Consider the following 26,991-nt stretch of genomic DNA (forward strand, 5'->3'; position numbering starts at 1 on the left):
CTCTCACCGTGTTAGCGGTACTCTGGGGAGAATAATAGATAAAGTTTTGCAAGAGGCTATATATATTTTAAAATTCACAAAAGAAGTTCTCTACTCTCTAAACTCTAACCCTAACTCCTGCTAATAATATCGTATTCATCGTATATACTGCCTACAATCACTTCCAGCAGGTCTTCCAGACAGACCAACCCCTCGGTCTTGCCCTGGTTATCCACAACAATAGCGATGTGGAACCTGCCTCGTTGAAATTCCTTCAGTAAATCATCCACTCTCTTTGTATCCGATATTAAATAAGGGGGTTTCATAAGCTTTCGTATCGAGGTCTCACCTCTATTCGCCAGCAGGTCCTTTGCGTATAGAATGCCCACGATGTTATCTTCCGTTCGCTCGAATACAGGAATCCTGGAGAAACCCGTTCTCTTTATCAACTCCACTGCATCATCAACACTCTGATTGACATCTATGCATACCATCGCATCTTTGGGAGTCATCACATTTCTCACCCTGATCTCGTCGAGTTTCAACACACCCATCATCATCTCCTTCTCGTCCTCCTCTATCGCTCCTTCCTCCTCGCCTATATCCAGCATCGTCTCCACCTCCTCCTCGGTCAGTACACGCCTTTTATACGGTGCCATGCCCATGAACCGTTCAAAAGTGCCAGTAATTGCGGATACCACTTTGATGAACGGCATGAAGAAATAAGCCATCATCTTTATCGGTTTGGAGACGATGATAGAAATCCGCTCTGCGTGGTGAACGGCGATCGTCTTGGGCATGATCTCCGCGAAGGTGAGTATCAAGAAAGTCATCACACCGGTTGCAATTGCCACGCCATAACTACCAAAGAATTCCATTGCGATAGATGTTGCTAATGCCGATGCCCCGATATTCACCATGTTATTGCCGATGAGCACAGTGGTGAGCATCGCTTCCTGCTGGTTCATCAGTTCATCTATGTCTTTCGCACCTTTCACTCCCTGCTTCACCAGTGCTCGCGCTCTTACTTTTCCAATTGCAATCAGAGCAGTCTCTGAACCAGAGAAGAAGCCAGAGAGGAGTAATAGTAGAAGAAGGATTAAAAACTTCAAGCCAAGGAGCGACAATAACACCTTCTTCCCTCCTTCAATAGTAATATTGGTATTTGCATCTTAAAAAGTTTTCGAGACATCCAATCTCTTTCTTATGGGCGTCAGCAACGCATTTAGATATCTCGAGGCATTCTGCTTCACGTCCTGCGGGTGTAACTTGCCCAGCTCGTAATCGCGTTCAAAGTGCTCATAACTATGATAAATCACATCACCGCCATATTCCTGCTCGCGTTCTATCTTAACCTCCTCAACCATCCCAAAGATTATATATCTGTAGATTTGCAGCACAGGATTACCATCAACAACTTTGGAGGGGCAGAATGCTGCCTTTATCTTACGTTCCACCTCCGATTCTGACTCGTGCACCGAGATGTAGTTATCGAGGGAGGAGGACATCTTCGCTCCGTCCAACCCGATTAAAAGCGGGGTATGGATGCATATAGGAGCTTTAAAGCCGAGCTTCGGTAAGTTCTCTCGTGCGAGCATGTGTATCTTCCGCTGATCTATGCCCCCAACTGCCACATCTATGTTGAGATATGCGATATCCATCGCCTGCATCAACGGATACAGCATCTGCGATACCTTGCGGTCTGTTTTACTGCGAGATAGTTCATCCATGCTCCTCCTCGCTCGCTTCTCTGTCGTCACGGTTGCGAGTTGTAGTAAGTCCAGCATGTATTCGGCATCAAGCTGAAAGGAAGAGCCAAGTATGTACTCGGTCTCTTCACTCAGACCAGCGGCGGCGAAGCATCTTCTGTTGTACTCTGCGGTCTCTCTTATCCGTTCAAAATCGCCTTTCTCGTTTAGATACGCATGTACATCGGCGAGGAGCACGATGATATGAAATCCAAGCCGCTGCAACTCCTTTAACTCTGTTATTATCGGTAGATGCCCGATATGTACACTGCCACTCGGCTCAAAGCCCGCATATGCTCTTAACTGTGTGCCTGATGCAAGAGCCTCTTCCAGCTCAGCTCTCGTCACTATCTCCTCCACGTTCCTTAGCAGCACCTTCATCGGGTCGCGCTCTATCATTTATTGTTACACTATAACTATACTTACTAAATGAAACCTTAACTTAACTGATCTCATGCCATGTGGATGCGGATGCGGAGGGGGAGATTCGAACTCCCGAACCCCTTCGGGATGAGGCCCTGAACCTCACGCCTTTGTCCAACTCGGCAACCTCCGCATTTATCATTTATCATTGATCCCTCTCTATCTTCATATTTGGCTTCTTCCCTATTTGTTAGATATCTGAATATTAAATAATTTACTTCAAGCTCAAGTTTATTTTGGCGTACTGAGTACCTGAGTACTCACGTAGCAACATCGCCCCAGAACGAGGGATATCTTAGAGTTATGAACTCAAGAAATAACAAGAGCGAGGAAATCACAATAAACTCTGCCTCCTGCTTCTTAACAGATAAATGAAGAATGGAACACCGAAGAAGGCTGTGATTACACCGATTGGTATCTCACCAAAGGGTAGCAATGCATCTAAGAAACGAATGCCTGCATCTGCCCATGCCATGAAAATACCCCCTAACAATGCGGAAGCAGGAAAAAGAATCCTATGGTCAGGTCCAACGAGGATTCTCGTTATGTGAGGGATGATCAGACCTACAAAGCCAATTGTTCCTGCGAAAGCCACAGCAGCAGCGGTAATGAATGCCGAAAGAACCAGAAGAATCTTCTTTACTGACTCTACATTTATACCCAGTGCCTGAGCTGACTCTTCACCGAGCAGCATTGCGTTCAGGTCTCTTGCAAAGATGTAAATCAGGAAGAAACAGACGAAGACAGAAAATGCAGTTATTTCCACCTTTTGCCAGTTTGGCGAGTCTATTCGCCCCATCAGCCATGCGTAGATATAGCCCAGGTCATGACCTGCTAAATACATCACTAAGGACAAAACAGCGCTTAAGAACAGCGAAACCGCTATCCCGGTGAGTAATAAGGTGTCCACCGGTATTCTCCCCCCCACCTTCGCAATGTTATAAACCATGAATGTGGCGAGCATAGCGCCCAGGAAAGCCATGAATGGTGTAGTGTAATCAGCGAAGAAGTAAGGGAGTAAAATAATCGAAATAGCAGCACCAACCCCGGCTCCCGATGCTATTCCTATGATGTAAGGGTCTGCCATGGGGTTCTTAAATAAGCCTTGCATTGCTGTACCCGCAGTTGAGAGCGCGAAACCCACCAGTATACCCATAATTATCCGTGGTAGTCTCACCTGGAAGATTATCACTTCATACCCGTAGGGGATAGAATGAACATCAACATCACAGAGATGGAGTTTGCTTCCAAACAGAGCGATGATTTTCAGTGGCGATATGTAAACGTTGCCTATTGGCGTTACCAGCAGGATGGTGATGCAAAGAATTACAATCAGATAAATCATCATCATCCGCCATTGGATAAATTTCTGGAGATAATTTCTGTATCTTTTACTTTGCTCAAAATCAAACGACATCCACTGCCACCACCCGCGCTCCGGGGTTCACGCTCATCAACCGCACACCCTGTGAATTCCTGCCCTGTACCGGTATGTTTCGTGCCAGTATCTTAGTCACCATTCCGTCAGAGGTGGTAATCATCAACTCATCCGCACCTTTTATATATTTTATACACACAACCTTACCCGTCTTCTCCCCTACCCGTATGCTGATAACACCCTTACCACCTCTGTGCGTCTCTCTGAACGCATCCAGCCGTGTCCTCTTCCCATAACCCCGCTCTGTTATTATGACCACAGTCGTTGCACTGGAACTCAAATCAACAGCCTCCATATCTGCTATCTCATCACCCTGTTCAAGTCGCATTCCCCGTACACCGGATGCATATCTACCCATCTCCCTCAGCTCCGCTCCATGGAACAGTATCGCCTTACCTTCTCGTGAACCCAATAATATCCCTATCTGAGCTTCGCTGCTTATCAATGCCACATCCACCAGTGAATCACCCCTATCCCGGTCTATCCGTGCGGCAACGATACCCGTAGCACGTATTGACCGCAGATTGGCAAGTGAAATCCTCTTCACCACGCCCCGTGAAGTAGCGATGATGATATAATATTCGTGTTCGTGTCCATGTTCATGTCCATGCTCCAGCGCGGTATCCACAGCCTCTGGTATTGGTAAAGCAGCTACGAACTCCTCTCCATCTGTACTGATCATATTCAGTCCGGGGATGTTTACCAGTGTTTTCCCTTTTGAATGCCTGCTACCCGGTGGTATCTCGTACGTATTCACCTGATATACCCTGCCATACCGTGTAAAGAGCAGGACACGCTCCCTTGTGGATGCGCAGATGAAATTAACGATCGCATCTCCTTCTTTATCTTTCTTCTCTATCACCGCTATACCCTTCCCTCCGCGTCTCTGCCGCTTGAATATATTCGCTGATATTCGCTTGACATAGTTACGAGCGGTGAAGAACAGGACTACTTTCTCTTCCTCCACAAAATCACGCTCACTCAATGCCAGCTTTGTCTCCTCTATCATTGTCCTTCGTGCATCACTATACTTATCCTTCAGCTCCTTCAGCTCATCCTTTATCACGCCAGATATCCGCGCTTCCGACGCCAGAACATCCTTCAACCATTTTATCCGCTCTTCCAGCTCCTTACGCTCGCTCTCTATTTTATCACGCTCTAAGGCACTCAACTTCGATAGCCGCATCTCCAGTATCTCCTTCGCCTGCTCTTCACTCAGCGCAAATCGAGCAATCAATGCCATTTTTGCGGATTTCGAATCGCTTGAGCCTCTTATTAATTGCACTACCTCTTCTATATGCGAGATTGCAACGATCAGCCCCTGCAAGATGTGCATCCTCTTCTCCGCTCGTTCCAACTCGTATTGAAGTCTTCTCGTTGTTACTTCTCGCCTGTGACTTATGTAGCACTCAATCAGCTCTTTCAGTGTCAATACCTTCGGTACGCCATCCACCAATGCAAGATTGATTACACCGAAGGTCGTCTCCAGTTGTGTATGTTTATATAGCTTATTCATTACGATGGAAGCATTAGCACCGGTCTTCAACTCCACCACAATCCGCAGACCTTCACGGTCTGATTCGTCCCTCAGACCACTTACACTCTCTATTTTGAACTTCTTCACAAATTCCGCTATCTCCTCTACCAGTTTGCTCTTGTTCACCTGGTAGGGTATCTCTGTTATGACTATACTCTGCCTTTTACCCTTTGTCTCTATCTCCGCCTTTGCTCTTACCTTTATACTGCCCCTTCCGGTTTCATACGCATCTCTTATACCCTTATAGCCGGAGATGATACCGCCAGTGGGGAAATCAGGCGCTTTTATTATCTCCATCAGCTCCTTTATACTCACTTCTGGCTCGTCTATTACCTTTATAATGCCATCCACAACCTCTCTGAGATTATGTGGCGGCATATTCGTCGCCATACCGACAGCGATACCGGAAGTGCCGTTAATCAGGAGATTTGGTAACTTTGCGGGTAATACCTTCGGCTCCTTCAGTGTGTTATCAAAATTAGGAACCCAATCAACAGTGTCCTTATCGAGGTCAACCAGCAGTTCCTCCGCTATCTTCGACAATCTTGCTTCGGTGTATCGCATAGCAGCCGGTGCGTCACCATCTATACTGCCGAAATTGCCCTGACCATCAACCAGAGGATATCGGTAAGAGAAATCCTGCGCCATCCTCACCAGTGTATCATAAACAGCAACATCTCCGTGTGGATGGTACTTACCCAACACGTCCCCTACTATCCGCGCTGATTTCTTATGCGGTCTATCATGGGTGACGCCGAGTTCATGCATACCGAACAATATACGCCGATGTACAGGTTTCAAGCCATCGCGAGCGTCAGGAAGAGCCCTACCAACAATCACACTCATCGCGTAATCTATATACGAGCTCTTCATCTCCTCTTCTACACTGACCTCTATTACACGCTGCTCCTGTTCTTCACTCATTTCGTTTTATCTCCATGTCTTCACGCTGGATATAATTACGTCACCTTCTCCTGTCGCCTCAATCGCATTATTCAATGCGGTATCAAGGTCTGATGCGAAAGATACAGGTACACCTTCAAATTCCGCTTCCGCCCGGAAACGGTCTCCAACGATTATTATCTCCTTGAAATCGCTTCTTTCATTCGCCATCTCCACCACTTCCTTCAATTCATCCACATTTATACCCTCACACACATAAGGCGAATCTTCACCGATGATCAAAATCATCTTCTTCTTTATCTGCTTCTGTCTTTGCTCTCGCTCTGAGTGATATGGATGCAGATGTGAGGCAGCATCTACCAGCCCACTGATGAACTTCAATTTCGTGCCCGAATTGGAATTGTCAATCAATATTCGCCCTTTTAGCTCTTCAACCTTCATTCTACCCGCAACTGCTGTTATCTCTCTGGTATTTAGCTCCTCTGGTGCAATACCAAGGCTCAACACCGCACATAAGGCAGCTTCCAGGCAGCTCCTGTAATAATCGCTTCCTATACGCCATTTGAAAGGTGCAAAGTTCAGACTACCACTGATAATCTTGCCATCTATGGTCTTCAACTTGTTAAAGACCGCCCTTACTTCCTCTATCCAGAGGTTCTCTCCTCTATCTCCATAGCTATTACTGTTACTGTTATCATGCACAACAGAGGAAAGAGAGAGCCCGGGATGTACAACGATACCATCGCTGCAATTCTTGATGGAAGCTATCTTAGCCGCAGATGCCGTTTTTGTAGCACCTGCAATCTTATAATCATCTTCAAGGCTTGTTATCACACCCACATCGCATGAACCCGTCAACCCAAGGGAGATCTCAAAAATTGCTATTTCGGGATTCAAATCCATATCACGAGCCAGAAGCATCACCTTCAGCACATTCGCAGGTGTACCACTGAGCCTGGGTAGTTTTATTTCTCCACCATCTGCTGATTTGTACCTCGTACCAGAACTGGTATGCAGAATGATATTCTTTTCCATACCACGTAGCAGCTGATATATCAGTTCACATGTCGTCGTCTTCTTCACTGTACCTGTTATTTCTATCACATGTAATCCCGAGAAGGGGTTGTTCAAGCTCACAAGCTCTTTCACCGCTTCATGGTGGTTGATAAGTTGTATGTGTGCGTTCAACACCTGTTTCATTATCTCAAAGTTCGGATTCAGATGAACCGGCGCGATGACAAGATCATAATTCAAATCGCCTCTGAAGGTGGGCTCTCTATATGGATTGAAGATGTCCACCTCCTTACCGAGCTCTTTTAATGCATCTGCAATCACTTCAGCGCCATGGATAGGATCCAGAACCAGTATCCGGCTCGCATCTTCTATTTTTAGCCTCATAAATGCTCCGCCGGGGATTTGAACCCCGGTCAAGGGCTCGAGAGGCCCTTATGCTTGGCCGAACTACACCAGCGGAGCTAAGTTAAACCATCTTTTACTTCTCTCACTGCTCGGGCTTACCCAGTGCTATAAACGCATCACAGACCTCGTCAGGGTCGCCACGCATCACTATCTCACCTTCATCTATCATTATCGCCTCATGTGTGAGTTCTCGAATCACTTCGAGCTGATGACTCACCACCAGTATCGTTGTATTGAACTCATAATTCAACTTCTTTATCGAATTCGCTATCTTACGCATGGAGATAGGGTCGAGATCACCAAAGGGCTCATCCAGCAGTAGCACTTCGGGCTTCGCTGACATCAGAATTGCAATTGCCAGCCTGACCCGCTCACCCGCACTTGCCTCTGCATTGTGCCGCTCAAATATCTCCTCAGGCAGATCCAACGCCTTGAGATATGGTCTGGCAGCTTCAAATGTCTCTGTCAGTGGGAACTTCGGGAACAGGCTCTCGAAGATTTCGATACTGAGACCCAGATCCTCAAGCTTTTGTTTCGCTTCTAATTCTGGCATATCAGCAATCCTCAGGAGTGCATCGAGTGTTACATTGCTTATCCCCTGCTCCTCTGCTCTCTTCATTGCCTGCCGTACCATTTCAAGCTTCTTTATACCCAGCTTCTGGGCAAATGCATCCTGAACGAGTTGATAAGGCGGTAACGTGAACTCCTGATGCAGGATGCCCAACTTTGTCCGAGCTTCCATCGCCCTCTTACTGCCAAGTGCAGCGATATTGGCGAAATCCACTGTTCCTATTCGATATAAAACCTGCCCCTTATCTGGCTGCTCAACGCCCGCAAGCATCCTCATCAGCACCGTCTTGCCCATTGCTGAAGGCCCAATTATACCCAGTATCTCACCACGCGGGATCTTCAGGTTCAGTTCGGGCATCTCTATCGTCTTTATCAACGTGTTGCTCGTGTATATCACATACTTCTTCCATACTCCATTGAGCTCGATTATGGTGTCTCTCGGGTTCTTTATAGGCTGCAGGGGCTCCATCGGCTCCAGTTGAGACATGAATTTCCCTATTATCTCTTCCACACCGCCATCATCTATTATTCTACCCTTGTCTATCCAGATAAGTCTGTCTGATAGCGCCCTATGCACTTCTGGCATGTGCGAAACGAGCAATATACTGATGCCCGTTGCCTCGTTTACTCGCTTCACACTATCCAGCAGTTCTTCACGTGATATTGGGTCTGACATCGTACTGGGCTCATCCAGTAGCAGCAGTGAAGGTGATTTCGCAAGTTGACGAGCGAGTAAGACCTTTTGCTTCTCCCCTCCGCTCAATATCGGGTAGAAATACTTGTATTTCTCACGTAGCCCCACGAGGTCGAGAATCTCAAGTGCCTGCTCCTTCAACTCCTCGTATTCATCTTCATACTGCGGTAACTCTTCTAAGCCCGTCTGTGCTGCCCTGAGCCTTAATATAACATTATTCACCACGGACTGGTTCCAGAGTGCAAAAGAGCGCTGGAGATGAAAAGCCGTCTTCTTCTGCAATTTCTTGAATTCAGAATAAGGAGAATCATGCTCTACACTCACACCATCCAGCTCTATCCTGCCAGCATCAAACCGCTCATAGCCACGAAGCATGCGAAGCAAGGTCGTCTTTCCTGCGCCACTCTTCCCTATTATCCCCAGCACCCCCCCTTTATCTAACTTGAAGGATACGTTATCCAGCGCAACTATCTCTTTCCCGATCTCCTCCAGTTTATAGGTCTTACAAAGCCCCTCAACATTCAATATCTCTACCATCTTCTATCACTCTCGTTCAGCATGATGTACATGTAATAATAGAAGATTTAATTTAATTAAAAATATCAATTTCCGCCATTGTTAGCACAGCACAATAGTGATAGTGTTACGTTATGCCTATCGCCAGAGGTAAGGGAGAAGACTACATAAAGCATAACCATAACATATCACATTAACAAACACACAAACACATTTTAGCTTTCCCTTTTTCCCTTTACTCACCACCTCGCCGGTATCGTAATCAACGACCTTAATCTCCACCTCCTCCGGCTTCGCAAGTTTTAGTGTTACAACAGGAACTATCGCCTCCTGTAAACTTAACCCACCATGAACAAATTTAGGTCGTGTCCCCATTTTACAGGAGATGTTTATATCAAATATTTCGATAGGAAATACAAAGGGATTGACGGAATGGGAGAAGTGAAATTAGACGAATTCTTTTGTCCAAACGAGGCATACCCCGATTACGGAAAGAAAGGTAGGGAAAACATCGTGCTAAAGGAACGCTATGGCAAGCAGAATACTGCACTACTCAGATGCAAGACATGCAAGAAGACTTTCTGTGATTGAATTGCTCTCGGATACGGAAAATATGCGAGATAAGAGCACGGAACTCCCGATTTTTACCAGTGACGACTGGGACGCATACAAAAACGCACTGGTCGAGGTCTACGGCGTTGAAGAGCAGCCAGAATACAAGGGACGGGGAAGACCACCCAATCCAAAGAAAGTGCCCCCGTCAGACCTGAAACTCCACGATGCACTAAAAATCGAAATTGCGGATGGTGGACGGCGTTGGATTGCGTAGCATTTTGATTAAACTTTTTTAAAGTTTGATAGAACACCCACAATGGCTGCTAACCTCACAGACCATATCTGGAGATTAGACGAGTTGTTCAAGTTTAAACCACCCCCATAGCAGGTGAATATCAGGAATATGCAGGGTGCGACGGGCCTATTTAGCGCAAGCTCTCTTATTTTTCGATCCGTTTGCCAAGCATACATGTACATTCTATGTTGTTCAAGGGGCATTATAAAATTTGTATAGCATACTCTGTTTACATTTACATCTTCTCTTTCAAGTCGATGAAAGAGGGACACGATCCGTTTTTGTAAATCATCCTTTTCCAAATCATAGAAGAAGTAATTAGGATGGTTATAACTTATAATAAAACTCGGCTTGTTTTTATATGATCTATGATTTATTCCTACTATCTTTCCTATTACTTCTGTTAATTTCTCAGTATTTATTTTTTAAGATATTAAAGTGCGGAATATGGGTTCCAGTTCCATTATAAATATGGCGAATAAAGTAGGGTTAAGGGGAGCGAACGAAGAGGAACTGCTGCGTATAAGTGAGATTATGGGGCTTGCACTCAATTTAGAAGAGATGAAGAAGATAAGGAGCTATTTCATTGCGCGTAATAGAGAGCCTACGGATGTGGAACTGCAGAGTATAGCGCAGGCATGGTCAGAGCATTGCAGCTACAAGAGTTCGAAGAGAATCCTGAAGGAGTTCATCTTCAGGAGCAGTATAGAAGCGCCACAGTGCATAGATGTGATAGAAGAAGACGCAGGAGTTGTGGAGTTTGATGATGAGCATGCGTATGTTGTAGCATTTGAGAGCCATAACCATCCATCAGCAATAGAACCATACGGTGGCGCTGCTACGGGTATAGGTGGTATCGTTAGAGATGTAGTATGCATGGGTGCGCAGCCGGTGGCGTTAATTGACTCTATATTCTTTGCACCACCGGATATAAAGCAACTCCCGGCAGATGTGAAGGTGAAGCATCCGCGATTCCTGTTCAACGGCGTTGTCTCAGGGATAAGCGATTATGGCAACCGTATAGGTATTCCTACCTGTGCGGGCATGATTTATTTCCATAACGGCTATGCGGGCAATTGCGTGGTGAATGTGGGCTGCGTGGGGCTGATGAAGAAGCGAGAATTGAGGCGGAGCATGGCGAAGCCGGGTGAGGTTCTTTTGCTCGTAGGTGGAAGGACAGGACGGGATGGTATACATGGTGTCACCTTCGCCTCCGGTGAATTAGGCGCCGAAGAATTCCGTAGTGCCGTCCAGCTTGGAGACCCGATAACGAAAGAGCCGTTGATGCATGCAATACTCGAATGCAATAAGCGGGGTCTGATAAGGGGTATGAAAGACCTTGGTGGTGGTGGGCTCTCATGCGCAGTGAGCGAGATGTGCCATAGCGGTGGCTGTGGCGCGGAGATACACCTGGAACGTGTGAAGTTAAAGGAATCGGGACTGCAAGCCTGGGAGATATGGATTTCTGAATCCCAGGAGCGGTTCCTGCTCGCGGTTATGCCTGACGATGTGAGCTCGCTGCGTGATATATTTGACAAATGGGATGTAGATGCCACGGATATTGGTAAAGCAGTTAGTGGAGGGCGAATAAGGTTATTCTACCATGATGAGCTTGTATTCGATCTTGATATTAATTTTATACTCGATACACCTGTTTATGAGCGTCCAAGAGAGATATCAACTGTGGAATTTGCTGATGGTGAACTACAAGAGCCCGACTCAGGCTCTTACGGTAATATACTGAAGATGCTACTGGCATCACCGAATATAAGGTCAAAGGAGGCGGTCATAAGGCGATATGACCACGAAGTAAGAGCTGCTACTGTATTGAAGCCGCTGCAGGGGCTAATAGGGAAGGAGACGCATGGTGACGCTGTGGTACTAAAGCCGTTAGAGTCCTCTTATAGAGGGATTGCCATCACGGCAGATGTGACTCCATCGTATTGTGAACTGAATCCGTTCTGGGGTGCAGCGAGTGCGATAGATGAAGTATGCAGGAATTTGACCGCGGTAGGTGCCGTTCCGCATTCGTTTGCCGACTGTCTCAACTTTGGCAATCCCGAGAAGCCACCGCGCATGGGTGAGTTCTATGAATGCTGCCGTGGACTTGGCTATATGGCTTCTTCCCTTGGTATACCGTTCGTTAGTGGTAATGTGAGTTTTTATAATGAATCATCAGTACTTGGAGAGTCTATACCACCCACACCCGTGGTTCTCGGCATTGGCGTGTGTGATGATATAAGAGAATGCGTCACAGCGGATGCGAAAGAGGCATCGAATTTGCTATATGTGGTGGGGGATACAAAAAGAGAGCTTGGAGGTAGCGAGTATTACAGATTAAGGGGCGTTAGGGCAGGTATAGTACCAAGAACAGACCCGACAGTGTTGAAGACACGCATGGCTGCATTAAGAGAAGCGATGACCGCAGGGATGATAGCGAGTTGCCATGACATCTCCGAGGGTGGACTCGCAATTGCAGTATGCGAGATGCTCATGGGCGGTGACCTTGGCGCTGAGATCGAGATTGGTGGTGTGAATATGAATCCCGGATCCGGACGCGGACGTGGACTGAGAAGCGATTATAAACTCTTCTCGGAATCGAATACGAGATGGATTGTGGAGGTCTGGCATGATGACCGTGAGAGGTTCGAGATGCTGATGCAGAATCGTGGTGTTCTGGTAGTGAATATAGGAGAAACGAAGGATGAGGATGTGGTTATAATAGAAGACAGCGGTAAGAAGCTGATAGAAGAGCCACTGGCGGAACTGCGAGCGAGATGGCGAGGGGAAATGGGAATAGAGTGATGGCAGGAGCTACGAAGATAATCAACGCGGCAGTTTGTCCGTTCTGTGCTTGCCTGTGCGATGATATAGTCATCTCTTTAAAAAATAACGAGATAGAGGAGATAAGAAACGCTTGCAGGTTTGGTGTAGAGAAATTCTACTCATACAGGCGTCCGCGCTTGAAGTATCCGCGGGTGGAAGGCAGGGATGGTGGCTATAAAGAAGCAATCTCAAAGGCGGCGGAGATACTGAATGGTGCGAATAAACCGCTTATCTATGGGCTGAGTAACAGCAGTTATGAAGCTCAGCGTGTGGCATTGGAGATAGCGAAGCGTAGGAGAGGAGTGCTTGATATCTCGGAATCCATCTGTCATAATCTGCTATATGCAAGGTTGAAAAAGTATCCATTTTACTATGCATTGCTGGATGAGATAAGAGAGAAAGCGAATGTGATTGTTTATTGGGGTTCCAATCCCTTCATATCGCATCCACGGCATCTCTCGCGGTATTCTGTATATCCAACGGGTCGTTACGCGATGAAGGGCGTGACGGACCGTGATATAATTGTGATTGATGTTGTGGAGAGTGAAGTGAAGAAGCGATGGCTATTGCAGGTGAAGCCGGGTGATGACGTAAGGATAGCGGATATTATAACCCGATTGATATCAGGAGAGCGGGTGGAGCGTTGGGAAGAGGATATAGATGTAGAAATAGGGATAGATACGCTGAAGGAGATAGAGGATAAACTGAAGAGGGCTTTATACGGTGTTATCTTCGTTGGACTCGGCGTCCTTGCGAGTGAGAATGCGGGCTATACTCTGGAGGCAATCCTCGCTCTCGTTGATGCACTGAATAAAGAAGGTGCTAAGTACGTATTGTTCCCGATGAAGGGGCATTATAATGTAATGGGTGCGGTACAGCTTCTGATGCGTGAGACGGGCTACCCTTTTGGTCTGGACTTCTCCCGCGAGAATATATTTGAGCCCGGTAAGACGACGGTTATGGATGTAATAGAAGATGTGGATGCGGCTTTAATTGTTGGTGCAGACCCTGTTGCGTCATTCCCGGGAGATAAGGTTAAGAGATTGGCTGAGATACCACTTATTGTAATAGACCCTTTTGAGACTCCAACAACTTCTTTAGCTTCTGTTGTGCTGCCTACTGCGATTACAGGTGTAGAAGCAGAAGGAATAGCATACCGAATGGATGGTCTGCCCCTGAAGTTAGATAAGATAGTTAATAGCGAGTATCCCACGGATATAGAGGTGTTAGAGGGGATATACAGGAGTTTGAAGTAAACGTTAACGATTATATCAGCAGAAAAGATTTTTAAGACCGTAAAAACTTGTATATAATAAAAAGCTGTTGAGATGCAACGGCAACGGGAGCGATATATAAGATTGGCAGAGGAGATCCTGGGGTATTTCAAGTGCGAGAGGTGTGGCGAGTGCTGCAGGACACTGCCCATCAGTTTGGGGTGGGATGATATAGAACGATTATATAAGGATGAGGGTGAAACTTTCCTGGATAAACTGGATGATAATGCAATAGAGAACTGCTTGAAGACGCCGTGTCCATATTTGGAGGGTAATGAATGCGTGATTTACGATAAGAGACCGCTTGTATGTCGCGTATTCCCATTTGAATTCGCTTATCCTTTCCCTTCTATCCGTGATTGCCCGATGGGGAAGAAGATATCAGCAGAACTGGGTAAGCTCGAGCAGGAATTGAGAGGGGAGATAGGCACCATGGACAAGAGCAAGAGCGTGAGTGAGAGTGAGCAGGAGGAAGCTATCCGTAAGACTATGGAAGCGTATGACAGGTTCGGCGACTTCTTGTATGAAAGCGAAGGCATGAAATGCGAGGTGACGATAGTATCATTGGAGCTATTGGAGGAGTTTCTGAAGAGGCTTCGGAATGGTGCGAGAGGGTATAAGGATGTATGAATTAATATTTCTTTATTTCACTTCCATGTTATCTCCCGTATCAGCGATAATTTCCGCTCTGCTTCATCGAATGATTTGACTCTATATCTTACGATACCGCCATCGGCGGCTGTAATTGCTTCAAGGTCCCGCTCTGCCATCGTGTCATAAGAGGGTATCTCCTCCTCCTCATTGCCATATATTGCAACTTTCAACCTTTCTGCGAGTTCCAGTTTTATCACCTCATCAATACTCAGGAGGTCTCCTTCTTTTATCTCCATTTTCTGTTCTATACTCCCTTATACTTATTCTCTTATTCTATATTTCTATATATGATTATGATATGTGCATGTGCATATTGTAGGGGATGCACCCCTAAAAGTAAATAGTAAGTTAAGAAATAAGAAAAATGAATAAGAAACTGGAATGATTTTGGTTTTAGCGACAGCTTTTATATGTGAGTGCATCTTATACGTATACCGAAGAGATCGTTATGCTAAATATTTATGCTAAATATGGAAGAGGTTCAGTCTACTCATGTATACCACTGGACGGGAGAAGATGCTGGGTCATGTCCCGCGCACCTTGGAAACCTGATGGACATTGTCAGTTTGATGAACTCGAAAGATACATGAGAGAGGAGATCGAGAAACCTGAAAAGGAAAGAAGGGAGACTGAAAATACTTTCATTGACGGCGTCAGGGGCAATATAATAGATGTTGATTGTGATGCTGGAAGGGAGAGAGGTTATGAGCAGATAAAGGAAGATATTACAATTATATGCACTTATATGACATGATATGACGAAGTGGAATCTTGAAGATAAGAATGAGCACGTTTATAGCAGGGTAGGCCTAGATGATAATGATGCTGTACCCTTTACTGTTCCTGTAGGATGTATAATTAGCTCAGTAGAAGATTTGAAAGGGAATTCAACCAGCTCTGACAAAAGGACAGTCAAAGGATTAGCGATTACTGGGAAAACTCATGTAATTAGGTTTACAAGGGCTCCAGTCCATACAACAAGCCCAAGTCCCTCTCCAGCATCTACACCTTCTCCGTCTCCAACTCCAACTGCCAGTCCTATACCTACGCCAATAGTAACACCAACGCCAAGCCCAACGCCTACGCTCACACCTGCACCTGCACCTGCTCCACCAGCACCGGTACTTGAAGCAATCTTTGCAATTGGTGGATTATTAGCAGTGGCTTATTTCATGCTAAGAAGAAGGAGATAAGATAGAAATAAAAGAAAAAAATGGAAGACCCAGAAAAAATGACAAAAGAAGAAAAATACAAGTATATTTTTGAAGATAAGAGTTTTGAAGATCGCCCTCGTGTCAAGTGGATTACCGATTGTCTGTTAGGCGATATTAGAACCTTTCTGGACGGCATCGAAAACTATACAGACAATAAAGAGAGATTTGCTTTTAAACCACGCCCTCGTGGCGGTGGAAACTTATCAGTTCCTATTCTTATCTGTACTGCTCTTGAGTTTGTATCCAGATTGTATGTTGGAGAGACTAAATTTACATCAAGAGAAGGTTATAATGCCAAAGAAAACGCTAAAAAATTCATCGAAAAATACTTTCCAGAGAAGTACAAGGCGATTCCATCGCTCCTCTGGGATGGGATAAGAAATGGTCTTGTTCATACATTTTCTACAAAACCTTTCAAATATGGGAATAACTATATTCGATTTCAGTTCTATGTTGAAGATCGGAACATCCCATCGCGCATTAAAAAAGTTAATGATACAATTATGATATGTATCAATGTTTTCGAACTATATAGGATTTTGGAAAATGCGATTGAAAATTACCTTGAGGAATTGAAAAAAGATGAGAATGAAACTCTTCGAGATAACTTTATAAAGGCTTGGTCATCTATTGAAGAAGATTTTCAACGGGAGATCACTGAAAAAAGCGAATACCGGGACGATGCAAAAGCATTACTTGATTATTTAGGTTCAAGCTCTGATGCATTACTCTTAGAAGATTTGAATAAAGTGCTAAATACAGATGTGTTAAGAATATACTCCCTTATGATAAGAAGATCGTAGGAGTAATAATATTACCTAAATATTAGCTTAAATTCAACCAATGGCTCCCTTGGATGCACCCAACTTTATAGGTAATCGAGTGTATCAAGGACGGGGTTTTTAAAGAGGTGATGTGACGAGGAAGAAGAAAATCGCGTTAGATGGTTTGAGAAATGCGGCATGTATGCTTAAATGGAATACATGGAGATGGCTCGCTATGGAAGCCAATGAATAAAGAAAAAGAAAAAAGAAAAATAGCAGCGGACAATACAAATAATCAGTTTACGACTTCACTCAGGTCCTCCATGAACCGTCTTAACATATCCTCGGTAACATGCGGCATAATCACCAATCGAAGCGACTTCGGGCTGCGTGTGGTAGAGACCTCCCAACCTTTAGCTCTTAACGCACTCGCTATTCTATCCGCATCGCCTAATTGTAATGTTACAACATTCATAACCGGCTCTATCACAGGCTCAATACCCATTTCCCTCGCACCATCTACTAAAAACCTCGTTAGCCTCATGCACTCATCCACAATCGACTTCATGCCTTCGCTACCGAGATATTTGAGCACAGCGAAGGTAGCTGCTGCTGATGCGCCACTCCTCGTTCCTGTCAGCGAATACTGCTTTTTAGTGGTGAGATAAGGCGTAGGTACTGCCAGCTCCTCTAAATAAGATTCTTCACGGAAGAGAAGACAACCAGCAGGTATCGTGCTCATCCCCATCTTGTGCGGGTCTATTGATATGGAAGACACGCCCTCAAGCGAGAAATCGAACTCATACCGTGCTCTATCATGCAAAAAAGGAATCACAAAGCCACCAAAGGCGGCATCAACATGCAGGAATACTTTCTTCTCCTTCGCTATCTCAGCAAGCTCCTTTATAGGGTCCACCTGCCCAAATTCGGTCGTTCCTGCGATTCCGACCAGGCATATCGTACCATCATCCATGAATTCCTCTACAGAATTAGGGTTCACCCGCAATTGCGTGTCCAAACCCGCTCTCCGCACCTCTATACCCAATATATCAGCGATTTTATCAAACGAGAAATGAGCTGCCTCCGGTACAATTATGTTCATATCCCTGACCCTGAGTCCATCCTTCCTCTTCCTGTTCCTCACCGCCCTTATTGCCTGTATATTCGATTCCGTGCCCCCTGTGGTTATATACCCATAAGCATTCTCGTTGCCCAACAGTGCCCCTATCATCCGGATTACTTCATCCTCCATCTCCTTTGTGCCCTGAAATAACCCGGAATCACCTAAATTCGACTCTATAAAGAGCTTATGCGCATACACTGCCACCTCATGTGGATATGTGCACATGGAACTCAGAATGCGGTTATAAGATAGGTCTTTACGCTTCTTCTCCGCCAGTAGATGCTCCAACTCCTCTCTATTCATGCTCATATCAATCATATTGTATGTGTAATTTCTGGTAAAATATTTCATTTACATTTTCATTTACATTCACAGTATCCTCATGCATTTATGCACCTGGGGTATGACCATGACATCACCGAGGAACGAGCCAGCTAATTCAGAAAGAGCGAAGAGTTTTTCTACATCTGGCTTGATATATGCGCCGGTAACGGGCTGTAATACGAACTTTATTTTTAAATCTGAGAGGTCTCTGCATACCTTTTCTATTTCATTCACCGATGTGCCTCTCGTTACTACCACTTTCACTATCGTCTCGAGTCCACTATCAACAGATATTCGCACACTATCAAGTTCATTGCTGTACAATCGGTTGTAATTCGCATCTTCCACCGCTCTGTGACTCCTCAATTTGATGTCTATGGAAGCGAAATTGAAGTTCCTGACTATTGATTTGAACGATGTAGCTGAGTATCCACAGGTCTCGATGAAATTCATGTAATCCATATCTCGTGCCTCCTTTGCTATCTCGTTCACGAACGCAGCACTAAGAAGAGGCTCACCACCTGTGTAGCAGATGCTGTGTACATCAGGTGTACGTAGTTCATTAACGAGCTCGAGAACCGAATGTGAACTCATTGGATTCTCAATCAGCGCCACTGCTCGATTTTGATTTTTATTGATGAATGAGCAATGAGCGGGCTCCGGAGTTCTCGCATAGGCGGTATCACAATAGAAACAAGAGAGAGGACAGCCTGCGAAACGAATGAATATCTGCCTCCTGCCTGTATAGGGTCCTTCGCCCTGGAAAGAACTGAATAACTCCTTTATATACCCTCTCTCCATCTCTTTACCTTTATCTTTATTTATAATAAGCATAAAATAAAAGAATAACAGAGCAGAGGTAGGTGGGTGGTTAAAATCATAGATATACACTGTCATTTGACATTCAAGGAATATGAGGCAGATAGAGCAGATGTGATAGAGGATGCACGAGCGATATTGAAGCGAGTAGTGACGAGTGGAGTAGAGCCAGAGGATGCGAGGAAGGCTTTAGAGCTTGCGGAATCGTACTCCGATTTTATATTCGTCTCTCTCGGACTGCATCCAATACATGTAGTGGAGAAGACGGACCATGAGATAAGCGATTATGAGGAGTTTATAAGCGATAACAGAGCAAGAATAGTGGGGATTGGCGAGATAGGACTGGATTATCACTGGATTCGGGACCCTTTAAAGATAAAGAGGACGAAAAATGTATTTAAAGAGCTACTTGAACTGGCGAAGGAGCTTGATCTGCCTGTTGTACTCCATCTACGTGGTGAGGGTGCGATAGAGGAGGGGTTGAAGTTCATCTCCGATGCAGATATAAGGAAAGCGGTATTCCACTGCTTTACCGGTAAACCGCAACTCGCAGCGGAGATCTGCAATGAGAATGAGGGCTATCACATCTCTCTGCCTGCATCAATATCGAAGAGCAAGACGATGAAGAAGGTAGCGAAGAGAATACCGCTCTCATCGCTGCACGCTGAGACTGATGCGCCCTATCTATCGCCAGATGAGCAGAAAAGGAATGTGCCACAGCAGGTTAAGGTGGTTTATGAAGAGATAGCGCGGCAGAAGAAGAGCGATTTCCAAAGTGTCGAGAATGCGATAGATGCCAATTTCGAACGAATGTTCAGGGTCAAGGTCAAGTTATGACATGACAACCGGGATCATAGGTGCAGGTCTAACCGGATTGACACTCGGGAATCTCATAGAGGATTGCGAATTGCTGGAGAAGAGCAATGAGTGTGGCGGATTATGCCGCTCACTAAGCGAGGACGGCTTCACTTTTGACTATTCGGGCTCGCATATCATATTCTCAAGGGATAAAGAGGTTCTGAACTTCTTGCTTGGGCAACTCGGCACTAACGTCGTGCGATGCCGCAGGAATACAAAGATCCTGTATGAAGGCAATTATGTGAAGTACCCGTTTGAGAATGGTCTCTCCGAGCTGCCGTTATATGATAAGCTCGATTGTCTCACAACCTTCATCACTGCTTCGTTTATCCATAGGAAGAGTCAGAGTCGGGCTGAGAACTTTAAAGAATGGCTGTATAATATGTTTGGGCGGGGGATTGCAGAGAGATATCTGATACCGTACAATGAGAAGATCTGGAAGTATAATATAGCAGCGATGAGCACTTCATGGGTGGATGGGCGAGTGCCAAGACCGCCGATATGGGATGTTCTAAAATCTGCACTTGGTATCCCCACAGAGGGATACAAGCATCAGTTGAACTTCTATTATCCTAAGGCGGGAGGCATTAATGCCCTGATAAGGTCTATGGAGCGCAAATGCAGTGGAAAAATACTGAAAGGCTTTGAAGTGAGATCTCTATCACGTGAGAATAATAAATGGATTGTGTCCAATGGAGAAGAGAGGCGTGAGTATGATACGATTATAGCCACACAACCACTATTCTCGCTCTTTCGCGCATTGAAGCATGCACATATGCATATACCCGCTCATGTCTATGACGCTGTTCGCAGATTGAAGTACAACTCACTCATCACTGTTATGTTAGGTCTGGATGTTGAGCATTTGAATGACCTCTCATGGCTGTATATACCTGATAGCGATTGTCTTCCACACAGAGTGGCATTCCCATCCAATTACAGTAAAGAAGTGGCACCACCGGGAAAGAGTTCAGTTATTGCGGAAATAACTTATAATAGCGGTGATGCCATTGATGCGATGATGGATAAAGAGCTTATAATGCGCACAATAAGAGACCTCCACCGCAGAGGTATTATAGAAAAGGATAGCGTGTGTTTTGCGAGAGTGAAACGAACGAACCCGGCGTATGTGATATGCGATCTCGATTATGAACGGAATATGTACCAGATAAGGACTTTTCTCAATAGAGCGGGGATATATACCGTTGGCAGGTTCGCAGAATTCCGATATCTCAATATGGATGCCTGTGTGAGGAACGCAATGGACCTCGCTGCTAAATTCAATAGCGTCAATTGATTTACTATGAGTGGGAAGTCCCAAAAATTCTCCTTTCACTCCCCCTCACAGATCGGGTTCCGATCCATGAATCGTTATATAGCTTCAAGTTTTTCTGGCAGTATTTCATGTCTAATTTTTTTTATTTCTATTTCCCAAATCACGCTGTTCAGGCGATAAGCGATAAATATCTTTTTCAAGGCTGTATGCTCAATACTTCTTGATATACATTGAATGCAGTTTATTTCTTACAAAAAGTTATAAATAGTAGGATTTCTTAATACATGAGTACCTCCCACTTTCATTGGGGCGCACCCCATTCTGAACGTATCTGAAGTTTCCTGAAGGGGGATTTTGACAGAGTGCTGAGGGCATGAAGCCGGATACGTTCCGTTTCTGCTAATGGAGGCGAAATAAATAGAGCTACCCTTTTTAAAAGATTTAAAAGAAATCTTCAACTCTTCCTCCCGCTTCTCTTTCCTTATCCATTTCTTCCACAAATGTTTATAATAATGAATATATAATGCTATCCAATATAGTAAGGTAAGGAAAAATGGGACTAAAACCAGGTCGCGCTTACACGCGGGTATCAGGACCGGCGTATGTGCGAAGGGAATATATGGGAGGAGTACCAGGGAGTAAGATAACGATATTTGACATGGGCAATCCAAGGCGGGATTTCCCTGTCTCCCTGTCCTTAGTGACAAGAGAAGCAGTGCAGATAAGGCATAATGCACTGGAGGCGGCACGAGTCTTTGCTAACAGATATCTTGTGAAGAATGTGGGCAGGAATAATTTCTACCTGAAGATCAGAGTATACCCACATCATGTGCTGAGAGAGAACAAAATTGCTTCTGGCGCGGGTGCCGACCGTGTATCAAGTGGGATGCGGCATGCATTTGGTAAAGCGATAGGGACTGCAGCACGAGTGAAAGCGGGACAGCGAGTGATGAGTGTATGGGTAGAGGAGCAAAATTTCGAGCTGGCGAAGGAGGCTTTAAAAAGAGCGAGTTATAAAATCTCTTCTCCTACTCGAATCGTTGTGGATAAAGGAGCTGAACTGTTGGCGGCATAGAATTCACCATCATCTATCTTATCATACTCATACACATACACATATCCCAATAAGAATAAGTATAGGGAAATGCTCGTACTTAAATCCACACTACCATTTATTGCAATAGCTCTATTTCTACTTGCATTGGTATCACGGCAGCGTAGAGAGACTTTATCATGCTTCTCTGCCGCTTTTGGCTGGCTTTTCTTCGCTGGTTACTGCTATTTCGATGCCGCAGGACTTTTTGCCCGTGGTGAGTACTTTGATGCTTCCATGGCGTTTGTATTTCTGATATTCGCGGTTACTCTCGCCCTTCTCCTGTTAATAACAAAGGGAGAGGATATTATACCGCTGTTCAGTACAGCTACAGATACGAGAATAGGGGCTGATCTGGATAGAGGCGTAATATCGGAGGAACTGAAGAGCAAATTCAGGGCTAATCGCCTTCCTGCACCCGCACCCGGTAGTGTCAGGCGGATAAGAGAGAATGAATGGCTGCTGGCAACCGACGAACCAGGCGCGGGTAGAGGGTATATTGCAATTGCAGGTTCAAAGTCCGGGAGCGGGAAGATGACCATTTATAAAAACCGTAGGATAAGGGATATACTCTTCACTGTGACGAAGATAGCATTTATAAGTGCGGTTCTTTATTTCCCATTCGCTGAGATCCCCGCCATTGGTAATGCCCTCATTTTCCTCACTGCCAAGCTAACAACTTTGACGATTAACCAATTTGATTGCAATGTCTATCTGGTACCTCCTTCCTATATTTACACCTCCAATAGCGCATTCCACGAATTGTACAAGCCCATAGAGATCATCCTCGCCTGTACTGCGATACAGAGTATGGTACTATTCACCGGACTGGCATTTGGTGTGGACGCACCATTGAAGAGGGCGATAAAAGCTTTCCTGGTCTCTGTACCTGTTATTTACGGATTGAACCTCATCAGGAATATTTTTGTGTGTGAGGCGTACTTTGGGGAGATGTTTGGCGAACCAGCTCATAGCTTTTATGTGGCACATGGCGTGATCGCGCGGATAGGGGTCTTCATTTCCCTTGTTATCATTGCTTATGCTGTATTCGTGATACTGCCAGAGGCATTAGAGCTGGTAGAGGATTTTTTTCGGGTTATCACCTACCCATTCAAGCATTTATACCTATAACCTATATCGTTGATACTTTCTCAATGCGCATTAGAGGGTATTTCATCCCCTCATCGTATCCTATCCTTGCATGCACTTCCACATTCTCGTATATTACTACGAGTTCCACATCCAGCATCTCGCCACTTAACTCACAATATCTGAATTGATTCTCATTTACGCGCAGCTTCTCCCGGTCTATCCTCACCCTCACGAGATTCACCCACGGCTGGAGTGCGATACTCTTCTCCATTGCGGCTTCCAGCTTGCTCGCCGTTTCCATGCTCACTGGCGTGCCCGTGAACTGATGATAAAGCGCACCCAACTTGATACCAGCCTCAAATAATGCCCTATCCCTATCCGATATTCCATTCGGGTCCGGGTCTTCCATCTTCGTTCCTGAAATTTAAATAATTATAGAAGCATATTATTTATAAAATCTAAGGAAGCTATAAACATGAAGGAGGGTAGGCAGCGATAATGGCAAGGTTTCCGGAGGCGGAAGCGAGATTATTCCGCGTGAAGATATGTATGGATTGTAATGCGAGGAATGCACTCAAGGCTACGAGATGCAGGAAATGCCACTCGAAGGACCTCAGATTGAAGTCCAGACATAAGGGTAAATAGGCTTGTAATGGGATGAAAAGAGGGGGAGTAATAGCAGTAGCAGGTAAGGGCGGCACGGGTAAGACCGCTATTTCGGCTCTATTGATAAGAGAACTAAAAGAATCGGCGGACGGGGATGGGGATGATATATGTATACTGGCGGTGGATGCCGATGCTGATTCTAACTTACCAGATGCGCTTGGGATATCATACAATAAGAGTGTGGGGGATATAAGGGAGGAGTTACTGGAGGAGAAGCAGCAGGATGTTGCGCTGGACCTCAGGGCGGAGTTTGAGGGTAAAATAGCGGAGATAATAGAGGAGGAGGAGTATTTTGACCTGCTGGTTATGGGTCGTCCGGAGGGACCGGGTTGCTACTGCCCTGTGAATCATATATTGCGCATGGTTATAGATACACTGGCGAGGAACTACGACTACACAGTGATAGACTGCGAAGCGGGTCTGGAGCACCTCAGTCGACGAACGACCAGGGATGTTGATGTCATGATTGCCGTACTGGACACCACATTGAAGAGTATAAAGACGGCACTGCGGCTGAAGGAGATTGCAGCCGAGATAGATGTAGACGTGCAGCGGATATTTACAATTGCGAATAAGATACCTGCTGGTGCAGAAGGGCGTGTAAGGGCTGAAGCGGAGAAGTATGGAATAGAGATAGAAGATATAATACCTTTTGATAGACTGGTAGAGGAATACGATTTCAGTGGTAAGCCCATCATAGATTTACCAGATAGTGCGCCATCAGTTATCGGTGTGAAACGGATAGCAATGCGAATCATAAACAATCAGCAAGCTGTTTAAAATCTTCCTTCAGTACCTCTTTCATACCTGGATTGTAAGTGGCTACCGCAGGGTGATAGAGTGATATTATCCTCTTGACGCCTGATATGGTGCTAACAGTAAAGACCCTGCCATGTATCTTGCTTATCTTATCGGGCTTCAAACCGAATTTGTGGAAGATATAGCTCAATGAGAAACTACCAAGTGTAACGATTACTTCAGGTTCTATAATCGCAAGCTGAGAATCGAGATAGGGTGCACAAGCTACGATCTCCTCAGGTTTTGGATTCCTGTTACCTGGCGGTCGGCATTTCAATACATTGGTTATATACACATCTGCTCTTTCCAGTGCAACTGAACGCAGTAATTCATCAAGAATCCGCCCGGCTTTGCCAACAAAAGGTCTACCCTGTAAATCCTCATAATAGCCCGGTGCTTCTCCTATAAACATTATTCCAGTAGATATTGAGCCTTCACCAATAACAGGATTGGTCCTTGTCTTCCACAATTCGCAAAGCTTGCATACCCTTATCTTCGATTCCAGATTCTTTATCTTTATACCTCGCTCTGCCATATCCATCGTGTCCATCGTATCCATCGTATATCGAATCTTATCTTTTATTTTATTCCCCTATTCTTATTCTTGTTATCAAATAAAGAGATAACGACAATGACGGAGTTAAGAGAAGGGATGCGTGTGCGGATAAAGAAGGAATCAGTCACATACGAGGGGATTGTGATGCCATCAACAACCCCTAATCTGGTTATCAAGCTCGATAATGGATACAATATCGGGATACGCACGGAAGATGCAGAGATAGAGGTTATCGGTGAAGGACAAAAGAAGGAGGAGAGTGTGCAGGAGGGGGGAATAAAAGTCAGGGAAAGGGGAGATTTGCCACAGCTCTCTATTCTCTCTACTGGTGGTACAATAGCTTCCAGAGTGGATTATAGAACTGGCGCGGTCTCACCTCAGTTCTCTACACAGGATATTCTCGATGCGATACCGGAATTGGGTGAGATCGGTACTATCAAAGGCAGGGTGGTTTATAGCATACTCAGTGAGAATATGCGTGCAACATACTGGAAGGAATTAGCCACAGAGGTATACAATGAGATTAAGAACGGTGCCTATGGTGTAATCATCACGCATGGCACAGATACGATGGGTTATACCGCTTCCGCGCTCTCATTTATGCTCCAGACTCCTGTACCGGTGGTTTTGGTGGGCTCACAGCGGAGTTCAGACCGCCCATCCAGTGATGCTGCAATGAATGCAATCTGTGCAGCGAAGGTAGCATGCAGTGACCTTGGTGAGGTGGTTGTCGTGATGCATGGCACTACATCTGACGATTTCTGCTATATTCACAGGGGCACAAAGGTGAGGAAGATGCATACCTCGGCTCGAGACGCGTTCCAATCGGTGAATTCAGCACCCATAGGGAAGGTCTATTACAATAACAATGCAGGAGATACAACAGGCTTACAGATACGGGTTGAGTTCCTGTCACCGCATGCGCATCGTGGTGATAATGATTTGGAATTGATGGCGGAACTTGAGACTAAATGCAGCCTCATAAAGTTCTATCCCGGTGCGGATCCGGATATAATAGATTATTTCGTGGCACGTGGTTATAAAGGGATCGTACTGGAAGGGACAGGTCTGGGGCATGTATCTGCTGAATGGATACCACATGTGGAGCGTGTGATAAGGGATGGGATACCGGTTATAATGACTTCACAGTGCTTGTATGGCACGGTCTGTGACAGGGTTTATGATACCGGCAGGGATTTGCTGCGCGCGGGCGTGATAGAAGGTAAGGACATGCTGCCAGAGACGGCACTGGTGAAATTGATGTGGGTGCTTGGGCAGACAGAGGATATGGAAGAGGTGAAACAACTGATGCAGGAGAATATAGCAGGTGAAATCTCCGATAGACGGGTACCAAAGGGCGAGGGATCGCGCTCGCAGGCATGAATTGAAACAGAGGTATTGTTGATGCCTGAGGATATCGAGAGCGAAGGAGGAATGACCGATAAACGATGCTTTCGCGGTAGCATAAACAGGCAAACAATAAGAAGAACGCCACTATAGTCCTCAACAAAACTAAATCCACGATGGGATAAACTTTTCGATCCACGACTTAGCAAATGATAAGCTCTCTGCAAGTT

Annotated in this window: 27 protein-coding genes and 2 tRNA genes; 15 read left to right on the forward strand and 14 right to left on the reverse strand. The window is 45.4% G+C overall.

All coding sequences use genetic code 11. The annotated features are described in order from the left end of the window. Positions 1-110 precede the first annotated feature (110 nt). The 9 genes from J7J01_08790 to J7J01_08830 form a co-directional block, all read right to left on the reverse strand. Positions 111-1,112, reverse strand: coding sequence for an HlyC/CorC family transporter (locus J7J01_08790; GenBank protein ID MCD6210962.1), 1,002 nt, complete (start codon positions 1,110-1,112; stop codon positions 111-113). Positions 1,113-1,151: 39 nt separating this feature from the next. Beyond that, positions 1,152-2,126, reverse strand: a complete 975-nt coding sequence (locus J7J01_08795; protein ID MCD6210963.1) for a tyrosine--tRNA ligase — start codon at positions 2,124-2,126, stop codon at positions 1,152-1,154. A 73-nt stretch (positions 2,127-2,199) separates the two neighbouring features. Beyond that, positions 2,200-2,283, reverse strand: a tRNA-Leu gene (locus J7J01_08800). A 201-nt stretch (positions 2,284-2,484) separates the two neighbouring features. Next, on the reverse strand, positions 2,485-3,501 hold the full coding sequence (locus J7J01_08805) for an iron chelate uptake ABC transporter family permease subunit (protein MCD6210964.1): 1,017 nt from the start codon (positions 3,499-3,501) through the stop codon (positions 2,485-2,487). 55 nt (positions 3,502-3,556) lie between these two features. Continuing rightward, positions 3,557-6,049 (reverse strand): DNA gyrase subunit A, encoded by a 2,493-nt coding sequence (gene gyrA / locus J7J01_08810; protein ID MCD6210965.1) that lies wholly within the window; start codon positions 6,047-6,049, stop codon positions 3,557-3,559. Between the two features lie 6 nt (positions 6,050-6,055). Then, positions 6,056-7,426: a coenzyme F430 synthase gene (gene cfbE, locus J7J01_08815; protein MCD6210966.1), complete on the reverse strand. Its 1,371-nt coding sequence runs from the start codon at positions 7,424-7,426 to the stop codon at positions 6,056-6,058. 3 nt (positions 7,427-7,429) lie between these two features. Beyond that, positions 7,430-7,504: transfer RNA gene (locus tag J7J01_08820), tRNA-Glu, on the reverse strand. A 25-nt stretch (positions 7,505-7,529) separates the two neighbouring features. Further along, the gene (locus J7J01_08825; GenBank protein MCD6210967.1) at positions 7,530-9,248 is read right to left on the reverse strand and encodes an ABC transporter ATP-binding protein; all 1,719 of its coding nucleotides are present in this window, start codon (positions 9,246-9,248) and stop codon (positions 7,530-7,532) included. 117 nt (positions 9,249-9,365) lie between these two features. After that, a complete protein-coding gene (locus tag J7J01_08830; GenBank protein ID MCD6210968.1) occupies positions 9,366-9,602 on the reverse strand; it encodes a hypothetical protein in 237 nt (78 codons plus the stop codon). Positions 9,603-9,659: 57 nt separating this feature from the next. On the opposite strand from J7J01_08830, the gene J7J01_08835 reads away from it, so the two are divergent. The 5 genes from J7J01_08835 (at position 9,660) to J7J01_08855 (ending at position 14,807) form a co-directional block, all read left to right on the forward strand. After that, the gene (locus J7J01_08835) at positions 9,660-9,818 is read left to right on the forward strand and encodes a hypothetical protein (GenBank protein ID MCD6210969.1); all 159 of its coding nucleotides are present in this window, start codon (positions 9,660-9,662) and stop codon (positions 9,816-9,818) included. Further along, positions 9,757-10,056, forward strand: a complete 300-nt coding sequence (locus tag J7J01_08840) for a hypothetical protein (GenBank protein MCD6210970.1) — start codon at positions 9,757-9,759, stop codon at positions 10,054-10,056. Before J7J01_08835 ends, J7J01_08840 begins: the two co-directional genes overlap by 62 nt. Positions 10,057-10,548: 492 nt before the next feature. Then, complete coding sequence (purL, locus tag J7J01_08845; GenBank protein MCD6210971.1) at positions 10,549-12,882, forward strand: phosphoribosylformylglycinamidine synthase subunit PurL; 2,334 nt, start codon at positions 10,549-10,551, stop codon at positions 12,880-12,882. Further along, the gene (locus J7J01_08850) at positions 12,882-14,159 is read left to right on the forward strand and encodes a formylmethanofuran dehydrogenase subunit B (GenBank protein MCD6210972.1); all 1,278 of its coding nucleotides are present in this window, start codon (positions 12,882-12,884) and stop codon (positions 14,157-14,159) included. The genes purL and J7J01_08850 overlap by 1 nt, the downstream gene beginning before the upstream one ends. A gap of 72 nt (positions 14,160-14,231) precedes the next feature. Beyond that, a complete protein-coding gene (locus tag J7J01_08855; protein MCD6210973.1) occupies positions 14,232-14,807 on the forward strand; it encodes a YkgJ family cysteine cluster protein in 576 nt (191 codons plus the stop codon). A 17-nt stretch (positions 14,808-14,824) separates the two neighbouring features. Here J7J01_08855 and J7J01_08860 read toward each other — a convergent pair whose 3' ends face one another. Then, positions 14,825-15,067: a hypothetical protein gene (locus tag J7J01_08860; GenBank protein ID MCD6210974.1), complete on the reverse strand. Its 243-nt coding sequence runs from the start codon at positions 15,065-15,067 to the stop codon at positions 14,825-14,827. A 212-nt stretch (positions 15,068-15,279) separates the two neighbouring features. Here J7J01_08860 and J7J01_08865 point away from each other — a divergent pair, with 212 nt between their 5' ends. From J7J01_08865 to J7J01_08875, 3 genes are read left to right on the forward strand one after another with little or no spacing between them, the layout of a single operon-like run. Continuing rightward, complete coding sequence (locus J7J01_08865; GenBank protein ID MCD6210975.1) at positions 15,280-15,585, forward strand: hypothetical protein; 306 nt, start codon at positions 15,280-15,282, stop codon at positions 15,583-15,585. A gap of 1 nt (position 15,586) precedes the next feature. After that, positions 15,587-16,024, forward strand: coding sequence for a hypothetical protein (locus J7J01_08870; GenBank protein MCD6210976.1), 438 nt, complete (start codon positions 15,587-15,589; stop codon positions 16,022-16,024). Between the two features lie 20 nt (positions 16,025-16,044). Further along, complete coding sequence (locus J7J01_08875; GenBank protein MCD6210977.1) at positions 16,045-16,848, forward strand: hypothetical protein; 804 nt, start codon at positions 16,045-16,047, stop codon at positions 16,846-16,848. A gap of 256 nt (positions 16,849-17,104) precedes the next feature. Here J7J01_08875 and mfnA read toward each other — a convergent pair whose 3' ends face one another. Further along, positions 17,105-18,283 carry a tyrosine decarboxylase MfnA gene (mfnA, locus tag J7J01_08880; protein ID MCD6210978.1) on the reverse strand — a complete coding sequence of 393 codons (1,179 nt, stop codon included), beginning with the start codon at positions 18,281-18,283 and terminating at the stop codon, positions 17,105-17,107. 18 nt (positions 18,284-18,301) lie between these two features. After that, the gene (locus J7J01_08885; protein ID MCD6210979.1) at positions 18,302-19,057 is read right to left on the reverse strand and encodes a 7-carboxy-7-deazaguanine synthase QueE; all 756 of its coding nucleotides are present in this window, start codon (positions 19,055-19,057) and stop codon (positions 18,302-18,304) included. A 66-nt stretch (positions 19,058-19,123) separates the two neighbouring features. Here J7J01_08885 and J7J01_08890 point away from each other — a divergent pair, with 66 nt between their 5' ends. The 4 genes from J7J01_08890 to artA all read left to right on the forward strand — a co-directional run bounded on the left by J7J01_08890 (position 19,124) and on the right by artA (position 23,433). Further along, a complete protein-coding gene (locus J7J01_08890; protein MCD6210980.1) occupies positions 19,124-19,912 on the forward strand; it encodes a TatD family hydrolase in 789 nt (262 codons plus the stop codon). Continuing rightward, positions 19,869-21,230, forward strand: coding sequence for an FAD-dependent oxidoreductase (locus J7J01_08895; protein MCD6210981.1), 1,362 nt, complete (start codon positions 19,869-19,871; stop codon positions 21,228-21,230). The genes J7J01_08890 and J7J01_08895 overlap by 44 nt, the downstream gene beginning before the upstream one ends. A gap of 532 nt (positions 21,231-21,762) precedes the next feature. Continuing rightward, on the forward strand, positions 21,763-22,284 hold the full coding sequence (gene rplJ, locus J7J01_08900; protein ID MCD6210982.1) for a 50S ribosomal protein L16: 522 nt from the start codon (positions 21,763-21,765) through the stop codon (positions 22,282-22,284). A 69-nt stretch (positions 22,285-22,353) separates the two neighbouring features. After that, on the forward strand, positions 22,354-23,433 hold the full coding sequence (artA, locus tag J7J01_08905; protein MCD6210983.1) for an archaeosortase A: 1,080 nt from the start codon (positions 22,354-22,356) through the stop codon (positions 23,431-23,433). A gap of 1 nt (position 23,434) precedes the next feature. Here the strand turns inward: artA and J7J01_08910 are convergent, their stop codons facing one another. After that, positions 23,435-23,803 (reverse strand): dihydroneopterin aldolase family protein, encoded by a 369-nt coding sequence (locus tag J7J01_08910; protein MCD6210984.1) that lies wholly within the window; start codon positions 23,801-23,803, stop codon positions 23,435-23,437. A gap of 89 nt (positions 23,804-23,892) precedes the next feature. Here J7J01_08910 and J7J01_08915 point away from each other — a divergent pair, with 89 nt between their 5' ends. After that, positions 23,893-24,039, forward strand: coding sequence for a 50S ribosomal protein L40e (locus J7J01_08915; protein MCD6210985.1), 147 nt, complete (start codon positions 23,893-23,895; stop codon positions 24,037-24,039). Positions 24,040-24,051: 12 nt separating this feature from the next. Next, positions 24,052-24,840, forward strand: a complete 789-nt coding sequence (locus tag J7J01_08920; GenBank protein ID MCD6210986.1) for an AAA family ATPase — start codon at positions 24,052-24,054, stop codon at positions 24,838-24,840. On the opposite strand, the gene J7J01_08925 is transcribed toward J7J01_08920, so the two are convergent. Beyond that, complete coding sequence (locus J7J01_08925; protein MCD6210987.1) at positions 24,815-25,417, reverse strand: uracil-DNA glycosylase; 603 nt, start codon at positions 25,415-25,417, stop codon at positions 24,815-24,817. The genes J7J01_08920 and J7J01_08925 overlap by 26 nt on opposite strands. 72 nt (positions 25,418-25,489) lie before the next feature. On the opposite strand from J7J01_08925, the gene gatD reads away from it, so the two are divergent. Continuing rightward, complete coding sequence (gatD, locus tag J7J01_08930; GenBank protein ID MCD6210988.1) at positions 25,490-26,797, forward strand: Glu-tRNA(Gln) amidotransferase subunit GatD; 1,308 nt, start codon at positions 25,490-25,492, stop codon at positions 26,795-26,797. Positions 26,798-26,991 lie beyond the last annotated feature (194 nt).

Source organism: Methanophagales archaeon, assembly GCA_021159465.1.
In the GTDB taxonomy this organism is placed as follows: domain Archaea; phylum Halobacteriota; class Syntropharchaeia; order Alkanophagales; family Methanospirareceae; genus G60ANME1.

Coding starts and splice junctions, on each gene's coding strand:
- mfnA (MCD6210978.1), bottom strand. CDS start 18,283: ATGAAATATTTTACCAGAAATTACACATACAATATGATTGATATGAGC.
- J7J01_08835 (MCD6210969.1), top strand. CDS start 9,660: ATGGGAGAAGTGAAATTAGACGAATTCTTTTGTCCAAACGAGGCATAC.
- J7J01_08875 (MCD6210977.1), top strand. CDS start 16,045: ATGGAAGACCCAGAAAAAATGACAAAAGAAGAAAAATACAAGTATATT.
- J7J01_08860 (MCD6210974.1), bottom strand. CDS start 15,067: ATGGAGATAAAAGAAGGAGACCTCCTGAGTATTGATGAGGTGATAAAA.
- J7J01_08825 (MCD6210967.1), bottom strand. CDS start 9,248: ATGGTAGAGATATTGAATGTTGAGGGGCTTTGTAAGACCTATAAACTG.
- J7J01_08915 (MCD6210985.1), top strand. CDS start 23,893: ATGGCAAGGTTTCCGGAGGCGGAAGCGAGATTATTCCGCGTGAAGATA.
- J7J01_08855 (MCD6210973.1), top strand. CDS start 14,232: ATGCAACGGCAACGGGAGCGATATATAAGATTGGCAGAGGAGATCCTG.
- J7J01_08805 (MCD6210964.1), bottom strand. CDS start 3,501: ATGATGATGATTTATCTGATTGTAATTCTTTGCATCACCATCCTGCTG.
- gyrA (MCD6210965.1), bottom strand. CDS start 6,049: ATGAGTGAAGAACAGGAGCAGCGTGTAATAGAGGTCAGTGTAGAAGAG.
- J7J01_08885 (MCD6210979.1), bottom strand. CDS start 19,057: ATGGAGAGAGGGTATATAAAGGAGTTATTCAGTTCTTTCCAGGGCGAA.
- J7J01_08910 (MCD6210984.1), bottom strand. CDS start 23,803: ATGGAAGACCCGGACCCGAATGGAATATCGGATAGGGATAGGGCATTA.
- J7J01_08870 (MCD6210976.1), top strand. CDS start 15,587: ATGACGAAGTGGAATCTTGAAGATAAGAATGAGCACGTTTATAGCAGG.
- rplJ (MCD6210982.1), top strand. CDS start 21,763: ATGGGACTAAAACCAGGTCGCGCTTACACGCGGGTATCAGGACCGGCG.
- purL (MCD6210971.1), top strand. CDS start 10,549: ATGGCGAATAAAGTAGGGTTAAGGGGAGCGAACGAAGAGGAACTGCTG.
- J7J01_08895 (MCD6210981.1), top strand. CDS start 19,869: ATGCCAATTTCGAACGAATGTTCAGGGTCAAGGTCAAGTTATGACATG.
- J7J01_08850 (MCD6210972.1), top strand. CDS start 12,882: ATGGCAGGAGCTACGAAGATAATCAACGCGGCAGTTTGTCCGTTCTGT.
- J7J01_08865 (MCD6210975.1), top strand. CDS start 15,280: ATGCTAAATATTTATGCTAAATATGGAAGAGGTTCAGTCTACTCATGT.
- cfbE (MCD6210966.1), bottom strand. CDS start 7,426: ATGAGGCTAAAAATAGAAGATGCGAGCCGGATACTGGTTCTGGATCCT.
- J7J01_08830 (MCD6210968.1), bottom strand. CDS start 9,602: ATGGGGACACGACCTAAATTTGTTCATGGTGGGTTAAGTTTACAGGAG.
- J7J01_08925 (MCD6210987.1), bottom strand. CDS start 25,417: ATGGATACGATGGACACGATGGATATGGCAGAGCGAGGTATAAAGATA.
- artA (MCD6210983.1), top strand. CDS start 22,354: ATGCTCGTACTTAAATCCACACTACCATTTATTGCAATAGCTCTATTT.
- J7J01_08840 (MCD6210970.1), top strand. CDS start 9,757: ATGGCAAGCAGAATACTGCACTACTCAGATGCAAGACATGCAAGAAGA.
- J7J01_08795 (MCD6210963.1), bottom strand. CDS start 2,126: ATGATAGAGCGCGACCCGATGAAGGTGCTGCTAAGGAACGTGGAGGAG.
- gatD (MCD6210988.1), top strand. CDS start 25,490: ATGACGGAGTTAAGAGAAGGGATGCGTGTGCGGATAAAGAAGGAATCA.
- J7J01_08920 (MCD6210986.1), top strand. CDS start 24,052: ATGAAAAGAGGGGGAGTAATAGCAGTAGCAGGTAAGGGCGGCACGGGT.